This window comes from Plantibacter sp. CFBP 8798 (genome assembly GCF_014841195.1).
Taxonomy (GTDB): domain Bacteria; phylum Actinomycetota; class Actinomycetes; order Actinomycetales; family Microbacteriaceae; genus Plantibacter; species Plantibacter auratus.
Genome location: NZ_JACYTS010000003.1, coordinates 16,588 through 31,600, shown reverse-complemented (window position 1 = coordinate 31,600; position 15,013 = coordinate 16,588). Strand labels below are relative to the sequence as shown.

18 protein-coding genes are annotated in these 15,013 nt (G+C 70.8%); 8 read left to right on the top strand and 10 right to left on the bottom strand.

The genetic code is table 11. The features are described from left to right. Window positions 1-13 precede the first annotated feature (13 nt). Window positions 14-499: a Sec-independent protein translocase TatB gene (locus IFU30_RS12860; protein WP_192005518.1), complete on the top strand. Its 486-nt coding sequence runs from the start codon at window positions 14-16 to the stop codon at window positions 497-499. Here the strand turns inward: IFU30_RS12860 and IFU30_RS12855 are convergent. Next, window positions 480-2,066, bottom strand: a complete 1,587-nt coding sequence (locus tag IFU30_RS12855) for an MFS transporter (RefSeq protein ID WP_192005516.1) — start codon at window positions 2,064-2,066, stop codon at window positions 480-482. The two genes, IFU30_RS12860 and IFU30_RS12855, sit on opposite strands and share 20 nt — an antisense overlap. A 228-nt stretch (window positions 2,067-2,294) precedes the next feature. Between IFU30_RS12855 and mmuM the strand changes: the two genes are divergently transcribed. Next, the gene (mmuM, locus tag IFU30_RS12850) at window positions 2,295-3,203 is read left to right on the top strand and encodes a homocysteine S-methyltransferase (RefSeq protein ID WP_192005515.1); all 909 of its coding nucleotides are present in this window, start codon (window positions 2,295-2,297) and stop codon (window positions 3,201-3,203) included. On the opposite strand, the gene IFU30_RS12845 is transcribed toward mmuM, so the two are convergent. Next, complete coding sequence (locus tag IFU30_RS12845; protein ID WP_192005513.1) at window positions 3,200-4,009, bottom strand: SDR family oxidoreductase; 810 nt, start codon at window positions 4,007-4,009, stop codon at window positions 3,200-3,202. The genes mmuM and IFU30_RS12845 overlap by 4 nt on opposite strands. Window positions 4,010-4,063: 54 nt before the next feature. Continuing rightward, window positions 4,064-4,651: a TetR/AcrR family transcriptional regulator gene (locus IFU30_RS12840; protein ID WP_192005512.1), complete on the bottom strand. Its 588-nt coding sequence runs from the start codon at window positions 4,649-4,651 to the stop codon at window positions 4,064-4,066. Window positions 4,652-4,683: 32 nt separating this feature from the next. Here IFU30_RS12840 and IFU30_RS12835 point away from each other — a divergent pair, with 32 nt between their 5' ends. Beyond that, a complete protein-coding gene (locus IFU30_RS12835) occupies window positions 4,684-5,709 on the top strand; it encodes a DMT family transporter (RefSeq protein WP_192005510.1) in 1,026 nt (341 codons plus the stop codon). On the opposite strand, the gene IFU30_RS12830 is transcribed toward IFU30_RS12835, so the two are convergent. Next, complete coding sequence (locus tag IFU30_RS12830; RefSeq protein WP_192005509.1) at window positions 5,627-6,244, bottom strand: FMN-binding negative transcriptional regulator; 618 nt, start codon at window positions 6,242-6,244, stop codon at window positions 5,627-5,629. The two genes, IFU30_RS12835 and IFU30_RS12830, sit on opposite strands and share 83 nt — an antisense overlap. A gap of 7 nt (window positions 6,245-6,251) precedes the next feature. Further along, window positions 6,252-7,166: a DMT family transporter gene (locus IFU30_RS12825; RefSeq protein ID WP_192005508.1), complete on the bottom strand. Its 915-nt coding sequence runs from the start codon at window positions 7,164-7,166 to the stop codon at window positions 6,252-6,254. Here IFU30_RS12825 and IFU30_RS12820 point away from each other — a divergent pair. Next, window positions 7,165-8,577 carry an aminotransferase-like domain-containing protein gene (locus IFU30_RS12820; RefSeq protein ID WP_192005507.1) on the top strand — a complete coding sequence of 471 codons (1,413 nt, stop codon included), beginning with the start codon at window positions 7,165-7,167 and terminating at the stop codon, window positions 8,575-8,577. The genes IFU30_RS12825 and IFU30_RS12820 overlap by 2 nt on opposite strands. Window positions 8,578-8,598: 21 nt before the next feature. Here the strand turns inward: IFU30_RS12820 and IFU30_RS12815 are convergent, their stop codons facing one another. Further along, window positions 8,599-9,084: a pyridoxamine 5'-phosphate oxidase family protein gene (locus IFU30_RS12815; protein ID WP_085512309.1), complete on the bottom strand. Its 486-nt coding sequence runs from the start codon at window positions 9,082-9,084 to the stop codon at window positions 8,599-8,601. A 269-nt stretch (window positions 9,085-9,353) separates the two neighbouring features. Between IFU30_RS12815 and IFU30_RS12810 the strand changes: the two genes are divergently transcribed. The 4 genes from IFU30_RS12810 (at window position 9,354) to IFU30_RS12795 (ending at window position 11,066) form a co-directional block, all read left to right on the top strand. Then, window positions 9,354-9,662 (top strand): hypothetical protein, encoded by a 309-nt coding sequence (locus IFU30_RS12810; RefSeq protein ID WP_079706962.1) that lies wholly within the window; start codon window positions 9,354-9,356, stop codon window positions 9,660-9,662. Between the two features lie 81 nt (window positions 9,663-9,743). Then, window positions 9,744-10,076, top strand: a complete 333-nt coding sequence (locus IFU30_RS12805) for a biopolymer transporter Tol (RefSeq protein WP_192005505.1) — start codon at window positions 9,744-9,746, stop codon at window positions 10,074-10,076. Window positions 10,077-10,176: 100 nt separating this feature from the next. Continuing rightward, on the top strand, window positions 10,177-10,827 hold the full coding sequence (locus IFU30_RS12800; protein ID WP_192005504.1) for a DUF2975 domain-containing protein: 651 nt from the start codon (window positions 10,177-10,179) through the stop codon (window positions 10,825-10,827). Continuing rightward, window positions 10,827-11,066, top strand: coding sequence for a helix-turn-helix domain-containing protein (locus IFU30_RS12795; RefSeq protein WP_159879522.1), 240 nt, complete (start codon window positions 10,827-10,829; stop codon window positions 11,064-11,066). Before IFU30_RS12800 ends, IFU30_RS12795 begins: the two co-directional genes overlap by 1 nt. Window positions 11,067-11,084: 18 nt before the next feature. Here IFU30_RS12795 and IFU30_RS12790 read toward each other — a convergent pair whose 3' ends face one another. From IFU30_RS12790 to IFU30_RS12775, 4 genes are read right to left on the bottom strand one after another with little or no spacing between them, the layout of a single operon-like run. Further along, window positions 11,085-12,113 (bottom strand): iron chelate uptake ABC transporter family permease subunit, encoded by a 1,029-nt coding sequence (locus IFU30_RS12790; protein WP_192005503.1) that lies wholly within the window; start codon window positions 12,111-12,113, stop codon window positions 11,085-11,087. Then, window positions 12,110-13,165, bottom strand: a complete 1,056-nt coding sequence (locus IFU30_RS12785) for a FecCD family ABC transporter permease (RefSeq protein ID WP_342450867.1) — start codon at window positions 13,163-13,165, stop codon at window positions 12,110-12,112. Before IFU30_RS12785 ends, IFU30_RS12790 begins: the two co-directional genes overlap by 4 nt. After that, entirely contained in the window at window positions 13,162-14,097 is a 936-nt protein-coding gene (locus IFU30_RS12780; RefSeq protein ID WP_192005502.1) for an ABC transporter substrate-binding protein, read from the bottom strand. The genes IFU30_RS12785 and IFU30_RS12780 overlap by 4 nt, the downstream gene beginning before the upstream one ends. A gap of 56 nt (window positions 14,098-14,153) precedes the next feature. Next, the gene (locus tag IFU30_RS12775) at window positions 14,154-15,008 is read right to left on the bottom strand and encodes a siderophore-interacting protein (RefSeq protein ID WP_192005500.1); all 855 of its coding nucleotides are present in this window, start codon (window positions 15,006-15,008) and stop codon (window positions 14,154-14,156) included. Window positions 15,009-15,013: the final 5 nt, after the last annotated feature.

Here is a 15,013-nt window from a genome sequence, read left to right as displayed (position 1 = left end):
ATCGGAGCGCATCGTGTTCGGACTCACCATGGACAAGCTGATCGTCATCGGCATCCTCGCGGCCGTGCTCATCGGCCCGAAACAGTTGCCGGTGTACGCCGAGCGACTCGGGGTGCTCGTCCGCACCGTCCGCGACCTCGTCGCGACGACCAAGGCGCGAGCCGCCGAGGAACTGGGCCCCGAGTTCGACCCGACCGAGTGGAAACGTCTCGACCCTCGACAGTTCGATCCCCGACGGATCATCCAGGAGGCACTCGTCGAGGAGCGTGGGCCGGTCGCGCAGCTCGACCAGTCGACGACGTCGGAGGTGCAGGTGGAGCCGACCGTGCCGTCTGCCCCGGCGAAGCCGGTCGCGAGCGGCGGCTGGCAGGCCGCGCTCCTCGAGCGGGTCGGACGCGACGGGGCGGATGCGCACCGCGCACCCGCCCCGATCATGCTCACCGAACGCGTCGTCCTCGACGAACGCGTCGACGAACCCGCTAGCCGACGGGCGTCGTGACGCGTCCGTCCTGGCCGTCCGCCGCGGCACCGCTGGTCGACGCGGGCGGCAGGATGTCGAGTGGCATCGTGTGGGTGTCGATGAGCGGGTTGTCGTCCTGCCCCTTGACGAGTTCCACCGCCTCGGCCTTCGTCTCGACCGTCGGCACCGAGCCGATGAGCGGACGACGAGCCGTCTCCCGCATCGTGAGCACGCCGACGCCCGCCACAGCCGCGAAGAACATGATGTAGAACGCGGGCATGAAGGTGTTGCCGGTGAGCTGGATGAGGAACTCGCTGAACAGCGGCGTCGTGCCGCCGAAGAGCGAGACGGACAGGTTGTAGGCGATCGCCATCGCGCCGAAGCGGGACGCCGTCGGGAAGAACGCCGGCAGCGAGGCCGCGGACGGTCCCGCCCACAGCGCGACCGGGGCGGCCACCATGAAGAGGGCGATGAAGATGGCCCAGATCTCACCGATCTGCATGACCGCGAACGCCGGCACCATGAGGGCGAGGGTCGCACCGACGGCCATGAGGTAGACGGGCTTGCGACCGAGCTTGTCGGACATCCGGCCGACGAGCGGAAGACAGGCGGACATGATCAGCAGGACCGGGATGGTCGCGACGGCGGCCGTCAGGTTGGAGACGCCGACGTCCTTCTCGAGGTAGGTCGGCATGTAGCTCGTGAGTGCGTAGCCGGCGGTGTTCGTCGCGGCGACGATCGCCATCGCGATGAGGATCTGGCGCCAGAAGTGACGGAAGATCCCGAAGACACCCTGGCGGGCCATGGGGTCCTCGTGCTCGGACTCGATCCCGCCGGCGGTCTCGGCGACCTCGTAGGCCGGGGTCTCGGGGATCTTGAGGCGGAACCACACCGCCACCGCACCGAGCGGCAGGGCGATGAGGAACGGGATGCGCCAACCGAACTCGGTCATGGCGTCGGGGCCGGCGAGGCCCTCCGCGATCAGCGTGGTGAGGGCGACGGTCCCGGCACCGGCCGCGAAGCCGACGTAGGACCCGACGTCGAGCCAGGAGGCCCAGAACCCGCGGCGACGGTCCGGTGAGAACTCGGCGACGTAGGTGGACGCGCCGGCGTACTCACCACCGGTCGAGAAGCCCTGGATCATCTTGAGGAGGTACAACGGGGCGATGGCCCACAGCCCGATCTGGGCGGCGGTCGGCAGCACGCCGATGAGCGCGGTGGCCGCGGCCATCATCGACATCGTGAGGAAGAGGATCTTCTTCCGGCCGATCTTGTCGCCGAGTGGTCCGAGCACGAGCCCGCCGAGCGGACGCACGAGGAACGACACGGCGAAGCCGAACAGGGTGACGAGGATGCCGGCCTCAGGAGGGAGTCCCTCGGTGAAGACGACGGTCATCGTGACCGCGAGGTAGCCGTAGATGCCGAAGTCAAACCACTCCATGAAGTTGCCGACGACGGTGCCTGAGATGGCAGTGCGGACCTTGGACGTCTTGACGACGAGGACGTCGTCGACGCGGAGGCGCCTGGTCTTGCGGGCCGGCTTCCGGCCGGTCTTGGGGGAGGGGGATGCGGGGGACGATGATGCCGCGTTGTCGCTGGAGTTCACAAGCAGTACTCGTTTCCTGACAGTCGTGTTGAATCATTCGGCACTCGCGTAGTCGCTCAGTGCCCGAGAAATGCCGGAGGATCGCCATGCTGCACTGGCACGGAGCTCGGGGGAGCTGCACGTCGGGTGGCGGGTCGTTCTCGGGGAGAACGCGTCCTCTCGGCTCTGGACGGGTATAGACAATACCAGGTGTCCAGTGGCGACCCTCCCCGCGGTGGTGCGGGCACAATGGACGGCGTGGATGTTCGGCGCGGTGTCTGGACCCTCGACGGCGGTCTCGGAACGCTGCTCGAGGCGCGCGGGCACGACCTCTCCGACGTGCTGTGGAGCGCTCGTCTGCTCCTTGAGGAGCCACGGGCCATTCTGAACGCTCATCGGGAGTTCTTCGCCGCCGGTGCGCAGATCGCGATCACCTCGTCGTACCAGGTCGGGTTCGACGCGTTCGAGCGCATCGGCATCGCGCCTCCCGAGACCGAACGGCTCCTGCGATCGAGCGTCGACGTGGCGCGTACGGCGCGCGACACGCGGTCGGAATCGGACCCCGACGGCCCGCTTCTCGTCGCCGCGTCGGTCGGTCCGTACGGAGCGACGCTCGGCGACGGCTCGGAGTACGAGGGTGCCTCCGGTCTCAGCCGGACCGAGCTGCGGCAGTGGCACGAGCGGCGTCTGGCAGTGCTGGTCGACGCGGCCCCCGACCTCCTCGCCCTGGAGACCATCCCGACGCTCGACGAGGCGATGGCGCTCGCCGATCTGGTGCGTGGTTCGGGCGTGCCGGCATGGTTGTCGTTCACGGTGGAGGGCGGTCGTCTCCGCTCGGGCGAGCCGATGGCGGAGGGCTTCCGACTGGTCGAGGGGATCGACGAGTTCCAGGCCGTCGGTGTCAACTGCTCGCACCCGGACGAGGTCCTCCCGGCCATCGCCGCTGCGCGGTCCGTGACGGACAAGGCGGTGGTGGTCTATCCGAACTCGGGCGAGCGCTGGGACGCCGACGCCCGCTGTTGGCGCGGAGCCGCCGGGGTCGGCGAGGTGGAGGCCTGGCTGGAGGCCGGGGCGACGATCGTCGGCGGCTGCTGCCGCATCATGCCGGACGACATCGCCGACATCCGTGCGCGGGTCGGCCGGGAGCGACGCCCCTAGCCGACGTTGAACCCGCCGTTGCTCGAGAGCACCTGGCCGTTGATCCAGGACCCGGCCGGCGAGAACAGGAAGCGGACGAGGTCGGCGGTGTCGGACGGCGTTCCGAGCCGGCCGGCGGGCGTCGCCTCGGTGCCCCAGCGACGGATGTCGTCGGTCATCCAACCCGTGTCGATCGGACCCGGGTTGATGACGTTCGCCCGCACCCCGCGGTCGCCCAGCTCCACTGCCGCTGCGGTGACGATGCGGTCGAGCGCGCCCTTGCTGGCGCCGTAGGGGAGGTTGTGGACGGTGTGGTCGCTCGTGAGGGCGACGATGCGACCGGCCACCCGGGGCGGTGCCTCCTGCACGGGGAGCTGTTCGGCGAAGGCCTTGATGAGCAGCCACGTCGCGCGCGCGTTCACGGCGAAGTGACGGTCCCAGCTGTCGAGGTCCGTCGTGAGGATCGAGCTGTCGACCGACTCGCAGTGCGACATGACGAGCCCCGACACGGGACCCAGCTGCGCCGCCCGCCCGACGAGCTCGGCCGGGAACGTCGGGTCGGCGAGGTCGCCGAGCACGAGCTCGACGCTCACGCCGAGCGCACGGCACTCGTCGGCGATCGACTCGGGGTCGTCGGGGGTCCGCTCGTAGCCGACGCGGTCGTCGTAGGGTCGCCAGGCGTTGAGGACGAGGTTCCAACCGTCCGCGGCGAGACCGGTGGCGAGTCCCGCGCCGATCGAGCGGCGGCGTCCGACCCCGGTGACGATGGCGATGCGGTCGGTGCTGTTCTCGTGGTCGGCGGCGATGGCGTCGTCGGTGAAGTCCATCCCGAGACCCTACGCGATGTCGGGTTGTCGGCGACAGACCGGCGCCGGCTCCGGTCAGGCGGCCAGGAGTCGACGTGCGATCGCACGCGCGGTCTCGAACGGTTCGCGGAAGGTGCGCATCCCGACCGTCACGATGGCGCCCTCGTACAGCAGCATGAGTTCGCGGGCGCGCGCCCCGGGGTCCGACAGGCCGGCTTCGGTGATGAGCTCGGCGAAGCGGTCGAGGAGCCACTGCTTCTGTCGGGTGACCTCGGGAAGGACGAGGCCGCTCGTCGCGTGGTCGGGGATCTCCGCGCGTGCGTTGACGGCGCTGCAGCCCTTGGGGCTGTTGTCGTCCGACCAGCCGATCGCCGCGTCGAAGATCGCGAGGACCCGGTCGATCCCGGGCTCCGGGTGCCGGGCGAGGACCTCGTCGACCCAGGCGCGCCAGCGGGCGTCGCGATGCTGCAGGTAGGAGAGCACGAGGGCCTCCTTGCTGCCGAAGCGGTCGTAGAGCGTCTTCTTCGTGACCCCGGCCGCCTCCGCGATGGTGTCGACGCCGACCGCGTGGATGCCGTTCTCGTAGAAGAGTACGGAGGCGGCGTCGAGCACGCGTCGGGCGCCCGGCGTGAGGGGTGCGAGCTCTGGAGTGTCGACCGTCATGCGAAAACTATACCAGTCTGTATACTGCGGGGATGAGTAAACAGATCGGTATACCTGTGGTTCGTGCGATCCGCGCGGCCATCGTCCCCCTCGCGGCGATCGGGTTCGTCCTCGCGTGGAGCTCCGGGTTCATCGTCGCGAAGATCGGGACCGAGGACGTACCGGTGCTCACCGTGCTCCTCTGGCGGTTCGTGCCGCTCGCCGTGGGGCTCGCGATCGTACTACTGCTCAGCGGGCAGTGGCGGAACGCCACCCCGGCGCAGGTGCGGTCGCAGCTCGTCATCGGCCTGTTCGCGCAGTTCGGCTACGTCGTGTTCGTCTACGCCTCGGTCGCCGTGGGCATCTCGACCGGGACGACCGCGCTCATCGACGCCGTCCAGCCGCTCGTCATCGCGGCGCTCGCCGGACCGCTGCTGCACGTGCGGGTCCCGGGCGCTCAATGGTTGGGGCTCGGGATCGGCGCGGTCGGGGTGTTCCTCATCGTGCAGTCCCAGTTCGGCGCCTCGGACGCACCGCCGATCGCCTACGCCCTGCCCGCACTGGCCATGGTCAGCCTCATCACCGCGACGATCCTGGAACGGCGCTCGCCGCACCGAGCCCCGGTCCTCCTCACGCTCACCGTCCACGCGACGGCGACCATGGTGCTCCTCGCCGTGCTCGCCCTCGCGACCGGTGAGGCGGTACCGCCGGGCGACGCGACCTTCTGGCTCACGACGCTCTTCCTCGCGCTCGTCCCGACGCTGTCGGCCTACGGGCTCTACTGGTGGCTGCTGCGTCGCATCGGGGTCACGGTCCTCAACACGCTCCTGTTCCTCGTCGCGCCGACGACCGCCGTCGCGGGTGCGCTCCTGTTCCGGGAGCCGTTTACGCTCCTGACGGCCGGCGGGTTCCTGCTCAGTGCGGCGGGCGTCGCCCTCGTGCTCGTGAGCGACGCCCGCGGTCGCGTCGATGCCCGTCGGGTCTGGGCCCGTCGGGTCAGTGCCCCTCCGGCCGCCGATCCTGCTGACGGCGCATCTCCTCGGCCAGTGCCGGATTCCGCTCCGCAAGGTGCGCGGTGATGTCGTCGACCACCTCGGGCGTCTTGTTCTGACTGAGCTTCGCACGGGCGTCGAAGCGGGTCACGCGCATCCGGAGGCCGACCGTCCCCTTCGCTGCGCGCCGGGTGCCGGCCTCGTCCTGGGACAGGTGGCGGCCGTCCGGTCGGTGGTCCTCGAAGTGGTCGGTGAGTCGCGAGAGCATCTCGTAGTTCTCGTCCTCGCTGAGGACCTCCGGCGTGCCGTACAGGTGCGCGGTGACGTGGTTCCACGTCGGGATCAGCTGGCCCTCCGGGTACCAGCTCGGCGAGACGTAGTCGTGCGGTCCCTGGATGATGACGAGGATCTCGTGCTCGCCGAGCTCGTGCGAGTGCTCGTCCGGTCGGCCGAAGTGGCTGACGATCGACAGCTCGTCCTGATCCTCCTCGAGGATCGCCGGATAGTGGGAGGCGACGAGACCGGTGCTCGCGGGCGAGACGAACGTCGCCCACGGGTGGTTGCGGATGAGGCGCTTGACCTCGTCGACGTCGGTCATCAGGTACGTGGGGGTGTGGCGCATGGTGGGGTCACTTCCGGTCGAGACGGGTGCGGACAGCGAGGCCGGCGCACAGGATGACCGCGAGCCCGCCGAGCACGGTGGCCCAGTCGAGTCGCTCGCGGAGGATGAGGGCCGCCCAGACGATGCTCAGCACCGGCTGGACGAGTTGGATCTGGCTGACCCGGGCGATCGGGCCGATCGCGAGTCCGCGATACCAGGCGAAGAAGCCGAGGAACATGCTCACGACGCCGAGGTAGCCGAACGCCAGCCAGCTGCCGATGGCTGCGGTCGGTGGCTGCTGGACGACCGACAGCGCTGTGAGGGCGACCATGAGCGGTGCTGCCACGACGAGCGCCCAGGAGATCGTCTGCCAGGAGCCCAGCTCCCGGGCGAGCAGTCCGCCCTCCGCGTAGCCGACGGCGGCCGCGACGACGGCGCCGAGGAGGAGGAGGTCCGACCAGGCCAGCGGCGCGAGGCCGCCGTGCTGCACCGAGGCGAACAGCATCGCCGCGACCGCGCCAGACCCCGCGAAGATCCAGAAGCGACGCGTCGGGCGCTCGCCGCCCCGGAGGACGGCGGCGACCGCCGTCGCCGCCGGGAGGAGGCCGATCACCACGGCGCTGTGACCGGCGGGAGCGGTGGTCAGTGCGAAGGAGGTCAGGAGCGGGAATCCGACGACGACGCCGCCGGCGACGATCGCGACGCGAGCCCACTGCACGCCGGTCGGTCGTCGCGCTCGCAGCGTGGCGAGGGTGATCGCGGCGAGCAAGGCTGCGATGACCGCGCGCCCGGAACCGATGAAGAGTGGCGAGAGTCCGACGAGTGCGACCTTCGTGACGGGGACCGTGAAGGAGAACGCCAGGACGCCGAGGAAGCCCCAGCCGAGCCCGGTGCGGGATAACACTCGCGCCGGCGTCACGATAACGCTACTCTGTGGACTCATGGACAACGATAGCACCGGGCGGATCGTCGCCGCCATGACCGCTTGGATCGCAGCGGCACCTCCGGGTGCACGCGTGCCCTCCAACCGGGCGTTGACCGCCGAGTTCGCAGCGAGCCCCGTCACCGTCCAGAACGCGATGCGCCAGCTCGCCGGCCGAGGGCTCATCGAGAGTCGGCCGGGCGTCGGTACCTTCGTGCGGGCGGCTCGTCCGGCGCGGTCGGTGGACTACGGCTGGCAGACCGCTGCGCTCGGCGCGCTGCCGTGGCGCTCTGGCGCGCTCTCCTCGGCGCAACGGTCGGTCGCACCCGCCGCGATCGCGATGCACTCCGGATACCCCGCCCGAGAACTGTTGCCTGAACGGCTGGTCCGCGCCGCGCTCGCGCGTGCCGCCCGCACCGACGTGGCGATGACCCGATCACCGGCGGCCGGCTCGCCGGATCTCCAGGCGTGGTTCGCAGCCGACCTCGCGGAAGCCGCACCGCCCGGGGTCACGCCGCCGACCGCGCGGGACGTCATCGTGATCTCCGGCAGCCAGAGCGGACTCAGCTCGATCTTCCGGGCACTCGTCGGCCCGGGGCAGCCGATGCTCATCGAGTCGCCGAGCTACTGGGGTGCGATCCTCGCGGCCGAGCAGGCGGGTGTGACGCTGGTCCCCGTGCCGACCGGCCCGGACGGACCGGACCCGGACGTCGTGGAGCGCGCGTTCCAGGACACCGGTGCGCGGGCGTTCTACGCACAGCCGACCTTCGCGAATCCGACCGGCGGCCGCTGGTCGCCGGAGACGGGGGTCGCGATCCTCGAGACCGTCCGGCGGCACGGCGCGTTCCTCATCGAGGACGACTGGGCGCACGACCTCGCGATCGACGTCGATGCCCGGCCGCTCGCCGCGCTCGACGACGACGGACACGTCATCTACCTGCGGTCGCTGACCAAGAGCGTCTCGCCGGCGCTGCGGGTCGCCGCCGTCATCGCGCGGGGGCCCGCCCACGATCGGATCCTGGCCGACCTGGCCGCCGAGTCGATGTACATCAGTGGGGTCCTGCAGGCCGCAGCCCTCGACGTGGTCACCCAGCCCGGGTGGCGGTCGCACCTCCGTGGTCTGCGACCGCTCCTCCGGGCCCGGCGGGACCTGCTCGTCGCGAGCCTGCGCGAGCACGCCCCGACGGCGCACCTCGAGCGGCTGCCGCTCGGTGGACTGAACCTGTGGCTGCGGCTCCCGGAAGGCACCGATGTGCCGCGCGTGGTCCGCACCTGCGAGAGCCGTGGGCTCATCGTCTCCGACGGCACCGAGTGGTTCCCGGCGGAGCCCGCGGGGTCCTACCTCCGGGTCAACTACTCCGGCGAGGACGCGGGTCGCTTCGATGAGGCGGCCCGCATCCTCGGCGGTGTCCTGGCGGACGAGCGCGCCTGACGGTGTCCAGGCGACCGTTCGTTACAGGTCGAGCTTCGCGTTGTCGCCGCCGTCGTAGGTCTCGCCGGTGACCTTCGACTTCACGAACGCGACGGCGGTCGCGATCTTGCCGCCGGGGCTGTCCCAGTACTCGGCGCTGTCGGCCGAGAACTTCAGCAGACCGACGCGCGGGTCGGAGGGGCCGTCCGGGAACCAGGCCTCGACGACGCTGTTCCAGAGCTCTTCCAGCTTGGCGTGGTCGTCGACGAGTTCGGCGGTGCCGGCGAGCGACACCCATGAGCTGTCCGAGCTCAGCGTGACGCCGGCGTTCGGGTTGACGTCGAGCTGCTGCACCGCGGAGGCGTCCTTGCCGACGATGAACCACAGGTCGCCGTCGAACTCGCGCTCCTGCACGGTGAGCGGGTGGGCGACGAGCTTGCCGTCGAGGTCCACCGTGGTGAGCATCGCGAAGCGGAAGTCCGCGAGCAGCTTGTTGAGGGTCGTGTAGGGGTCGGTGTCTCCGGCCATGGGGTCTCCTTCGTCTCGTCGACCGGCCCGTCGGTGTCGGGGTGCCGGTCTGCGTGGCTCGCAGCCTACGACTCGCGGCTCCGACCGCACCTGGATGGTGCCGACCGTTGACGTGAGGCGGATCTTCTGCTCCTGCGGCGACTCCGGTCGTCGTGTCCGGTCGCCGACTCCAGTCGCCCCATCGCACATCTCGTGCGCGAGCGCCATGCTCCCGCCGTTCCCGGGTCCGCTCACTACCCTGGACTCTTCACCACCGTAGGGAGAGACACATGAACACCTCATCGCTCACGAACCAGATCAACGAGGCGCTCGCGGCACTTGGCGGCGGTCCGTTCCTCACGACGAAGACCACCGAGAAGGACGCCACGACCACGGTCACCGGCACCCTCGGCGACAGCGAGATCCACATCGACTTCATCGAGGAGGGCAACGGCACCGAGGCCGAGAAGGACCACACGGTCGTCGTCCGCGACGCCTCGGGCAAGCAGATCGGCGAGGGACGAGGCGACTCGACCTTCGCCGACGCCATCTCCGCCTTCGGCTGGGCGGGCGTGCTCGACGCCGTCAAGAACGGCTGATCGCGTCGTCATGACCTCCAGGGTCCGGTCTCGTCCGCATTCGCGGTGGGCCGGGCCCTGCGTCGTCTCCGGGAGGCACCCGTGACGCCGCGATCGGACGACGGGCCGGTGGAGGACGAGCACTGGTTCGTGGTGAACGGCAGGCGCTGGCGCCGGACGGATCCGATTCTGCCGTCGGAGCTCGTCGCGTCCCTGCAGTCCCATCTCGGTCGTGGGCGTTCCGGTGTCGGTGTCGGGAAGCGGGCGGGTGACGGGGATGCGGTCGCTGCTGCCCGCCGTCGCGTCGGGCTCGCGAAGCACGGGCTCGGTGAACGCGGCCCGAAGTGGTGGGAGGAGTCGGAGGGCGATCGACTCGAGCGCGCCGAGGCGGCGCTGCGGGAGCTCGATGCGCTCGACGAGTCACCGCCCGGGTGATCCGGTCGGGTGGACGTGCTCTCCGCCCGCTCTTGCGTTCTGATCAGTTTCGACATATCGTTTATCGATACCAACGACAATCGATATGGATGTGATGATCATGACCGAGTCCACCGATCGCCCGACGCCGTCCGGCTTCGACCACGCGGCCTGGCAGGCCGCGAAGACCCAGCGCTCCAACCGCAACGACCTCGTGTCCGTGCTCGGTGCCGCCGTCGTCGCGGCGGGGGCCGTCGTCGTCACGCTCGTCCTCCGGCTGCTCGATATCTTCGGCACCGACGGGACCCGGGTGCCCGTGTTCTTCGACGCCGTCGACGCAGTCCTGCCGAGTGCGGCAGGAGCCGGCGCCTTCACGATCGACCAGGGTTCGGTCGTCGTGGCCGACCTCCCGGTGGTGACCTTCGTGTGCGTGCTGCTCGCCGCGATCCTGCCGGCGATCGCGAACCTCGTGGTCATCGTCTGCGCGTTCCGCTTCTTCCGCCGCCTGCTGCGTGGCGATGCCTTCGCGCCCGGGAACGCACGGCTGCTCTCGATCGCCTCCATCGCCATCCTCTGCGGGTGGATCGCGGACACCTGGTTCGGCACGATGGCGTCCAACGGCGCGCTCGCGGCCGCGACCGACGGCGCCGTCGAAGGAACCCCCTACCCGCTCACCTGGATCCCGTTCTTCGTCGCCATGGCGGTCGGCGGCCTCGCGATCGCCTTCCGCGCCGGTGAGCGCCTGCGCGCCGACACCGAGGGACTCGTCTGATGGTGCCGGCGCCCGAGGAGGACATCGCGACCGGCGTGCACTGCAACCTTGACCGGTTGCTCGCCGACCGTGGTCTCACCCTCGCCCGGCTCAGCGAGCTCGTCGGGGTGAGCGTGGTGAACCTGTCCGTGCTGAAGAACGACCGAGCGAAGGCGATCCGGTTCTCGACGCTGACGGCGATCTGCCGGGTGCTCGACTGCACGGTCGGCGAACTGCTGGAGCTCGACGACGCCCGCTGAGTGGTCCGGTACCGACCGTCAGCGCCGGCGTTCCCGGAGGAGCAACTGCGTGAGGTACAGCCCGCCGACGACCACCGTGACGACGCCGACCGGCACCGTCAGCGGGATCAGATGCTGGGCCACGAGGTCGGATGCGAGGAGCAGGACGCCGCCGACGAGCCCCGTCGCGACCAGCGGGATGCCCGGCGAGCGGGTCAGCCGGCGGGCGATCTGCGGAGCGGCCAGGGCGATGAACGCGATCGGGCCGGCGACCGCGGTCACCGCGCTCACCAGCGCGACCGCGAGGCCGATGAGGATGGCGCGTTCACGGGTGAGGCGCACCCCGGTCGCGGCAGCCACGTCGTCACCGAGTTCGAGCTGGCGGAGCGGACGGGCGGCGAACGGCAGGACCGCGAAGAGCACCACGAGGCACGCGAGTGCCGGCCAGACGACGGTCGCGGTCGCGGTGTTGAGCGTCCCCGCGCCCCAGGCCGCCGCGAAGAGCGCGACGTCGAGGTCGGCCCGGAGCAACAGCCAACTGTTGAACGCGGCGAGCATGGCCGAGACGCCGATGCCCACGACGATGAAGCGGAAGCCCGACAAGCCCTGGCGGAGGGCCAGCAGGAAGATCGCGACCGCGGCCGCCAGACCGCCGATCAGCGACCCGGCCATCAACGCCGGCCAGCTGCCACCGAGGAGGAGGAGCGCGACGAGCATCCCGGTGAACGAGCCGTTCGCGAGGCCGATGATGTCGGGGCTCGCGAGCGGATTCCGGGTGAGCGTCTGGAAGATCGCTCCCGAGACACCGAGCGCTGCGCCGAAGCCGATCGCCGCAAGCACGCGGGGCAGTCGCCAATCCAGGACGACCGTGCGCGCCAGGCCGTCGACGCGACCGGTGAGGACGCCGATCACCTCGTCGGTGGTCAGCGGGTAGTCCCCGAGCGCGAGACCGGCGATCCCCGCGACGACGATCGCCAGGAGTGCGGCGGCGCAGACGAGGAGGGTCCGTCGTGCCGGTCGGCGTCCGTTGATCGGACGTGCGGTCTCCCGTTCCCGTGTCGTGCTCACAGTCCCGAGGCCGTTCTGCGTCGGGCGAGCGCGATGAGGACGGGCGCCCCGACGAACGCGGTCACGAGCCCGACGGGCATCTCACCTGGGAGCACCGCGATCCGTCCGACGACGTCGGAGCACAGCACGAGGACGCAGCCGACGAGGACCGAACCCCCGAGGATGCGGCGCTGATCACTGCCGACCGACCAGCGTACGAGGTGGGGCACGACGAGGCCGACGAAGGCGATCGGCCCGGCGATCGCGGTGGCGCCGCCGGCGAGCAGGGTCACCGCGGCGAGCACCAGGATGCGACTGCGCGTGACGCTGACGCCCTGTGCTCTGGCGACGTTCGGGCCGAGGGCGATCGCGTTCAGGCTCCGCGCGCTCGCCGCGGCCAGGACGAGCCCCACGGCGAGGAAGGGGAGGACCGGCACGACGACACCGAGGTCGCGTTCGAGCAGGCTGCCGGCGTTCCAGCCGCGCATCCGGTCGAACGCGTCGGGGTGGGTGATGGCGATCCCCGTCGTCAGCCCGGCGAGTACGGCACCGAACGCGACACCCGTGACGGTGAGGCGGGCGGTGGAGGACTGCTCACGCCCGCCGGAACCGATCGCGTACACGACGAGGGTGACGACGAGCGCCCCACCGCAGGCGAGCCAGGCGATGTCGCCCGGCGCTCGGACACCGAGGAACGCCAGGCCGACGGCGACCGCGAAGCCTGCCCCGGCGTTGACGCCGAGGATGCCGGGGTCGGCGAGCGGATTCCGGGTGAACGCCTGCATGAGCGCGCCAGCGACGCCGAGGGCCGCACCGACGGCCAGCGCCGCGACCGTGCGCGGCACCCGCTGATCCCACACGACGAAGTTCGCCTCGTCCGAGCCCGTGCCGAGGATCGCCGCACGGACGTCATCCGGTGCGATCGGGTTCGCGCCGACGAACAGTGACAGGAGGACGGCGACCGCGAGCGCCGCGACGCCCGAGAGCAGTGGGATGAGCAGGCGGTGTCGCCGCGGCGCCCGCCCGCTCACCGAGGTGTCGCGGGCGGTCAGGATCGCGGTCGGCTTCGTCACGACCCGTCGGAGAGCAGCCGGTCGAGGTCGTCGAGGACGGCCATGCCGCCGAGGGGGCCGACGCCGGTGATCCAGAAGGACTGGTCGACGAGGTGCAGCTCGGGGAAGGCGTCGGTGTTCGCGGTGAGGGAGGCGGGCAGCGTCGAGGTGTCGTCGGGATCGACACTCGTCACGAAGACCTGGTCGGCCTTCGCTTCGAGCACGCGCTCGGGGGAGAGGTCGAGGGAGATGTCCTCCCAGGCGTGTTCGGGCGTCGTGAACCCGGCGCACTCGAGGGTGCTGCCGGCGAAGGAGGTCGGGCCGTAGAGCGTCAGGACGCCGTCGCGGGGGCGGATCAGCTGTGCCGTCTTCCCGGCGGTGTCGTGCTCCTCGGCGATCTCCGCGCAGCGTGCGTCGTAGGCGTCGAGGAGTTCGTCCGCGCCGTCCGGGTCACCGAGTGCTTCGGCGACGAACTGCACGTTGTCGCGCCAGGGGTCGGTCTGCGTCGCCATGAACACCGTCGGAGCGATCTCGGACAACTGGTCGTACAGGGCGGAGTGCCGCGACTCGGTGCCGATGATGAGGTCGGGCTTCGCGGCGGCGATCAGCTGCACGTTCGGCTCCGCCACGGTCCCGACGGTGGGGATGTCGGCGGCCTCCTCGCCGAGGTAGGCAGGGACGCCGGCGGTCTCGTTCAGCACCGCTGCGCCCACCGGGGTGATGCCGAGCGCGACGGTCGTGTCGAGCTGCACCGGTTCGAGGACGACGACCCACTTGGGTGCGTCGGGGATGGTGGTCTCGCCGTGGGCGTGCTCCATGACGTGGGTCGCGCTCGTCGCGGTGTCCGAGGGGGTCGAGGCGCTCGAGCTGCTGCAGGCGGAGAGGCCGAGGGCGGCGATGGAGAGGGCGGCGACGGCGACGAGACGTCGACGATGGGCGAGGGGGAGGGGCACGGATCACCTTTCGAACGGGTCGCGACGCATGCGACCGAGTAAGGCAAGCATAACCTTCATTCGGATGTGGCTCTGGGGCGAGCGTTCCAGTAGCCCTGCCCGTGGACGCGCTCCGGGTCGATCCCGTGGTCGGTCGTCGCAGCGCGCAGGAGGGGGATCCGGGTGCTCTCGGTCACCAGCCAAGCGGCGAAGCCGGTGCCCAGAGTCGCCGCCGACGACCCGTGTGTCCGGAGCCACTGTTCGACGCCGGCGACGAGCGCGTCACCGCCCGCCTGCCCGGCCCGTTCATGGACCTCGACCGTGTGACGCTCGAGCAGCGGCCCGAGCAGGGCGGTGTCGGCGGGGTCGCCGAGCTCGAGGAGGACGTGGGCGCGGACGTCCTCGTCGAGGGAGCGCAGGATCCCGTGGACGGCGGGGAAGGCCGTCTCGTCGGCGGCGATGAGGACGGTCGTCGCGGTGCCGGGCGCCCACTGGACGCCGTGTGTCGGGTCGCCGCGACGGATGTCCGGCCCCGAGACGAGCAGCCGGTCGCCCACCCGCGCGCCGAGCGCCCATCGACTGGCCGGGCCCGCCGGCTCGTGGATGAACACGTCGAGGTCGACCTCCTGCTGCGCCGGCCTGACGCGGTGGGCCGTGTAGCTGCGCATCACCGGACGGTCCGCCGGTGGGAGTGCGCGCCAGGCCCGCCGCCACGCGTGCTCCGGCAGGCCGTCGTGGAGTCCCTCCGGGTAGGCGCCGTCGTCTCCCGGCGGCAGCAGGACCTTGATCCGCTGGTCCCGCTCGTACGGGGCGAAGTCGGCGAGCGAGGCACCGGCGAGGGTGAGGCGGAGGAAGCCGGGGGACAGCCGTTCCGTGCGGTCCACGACCGTGTCGAACAGGATGTTCGGCGAGTGCAGGAACGGGACGGGCATCGCAT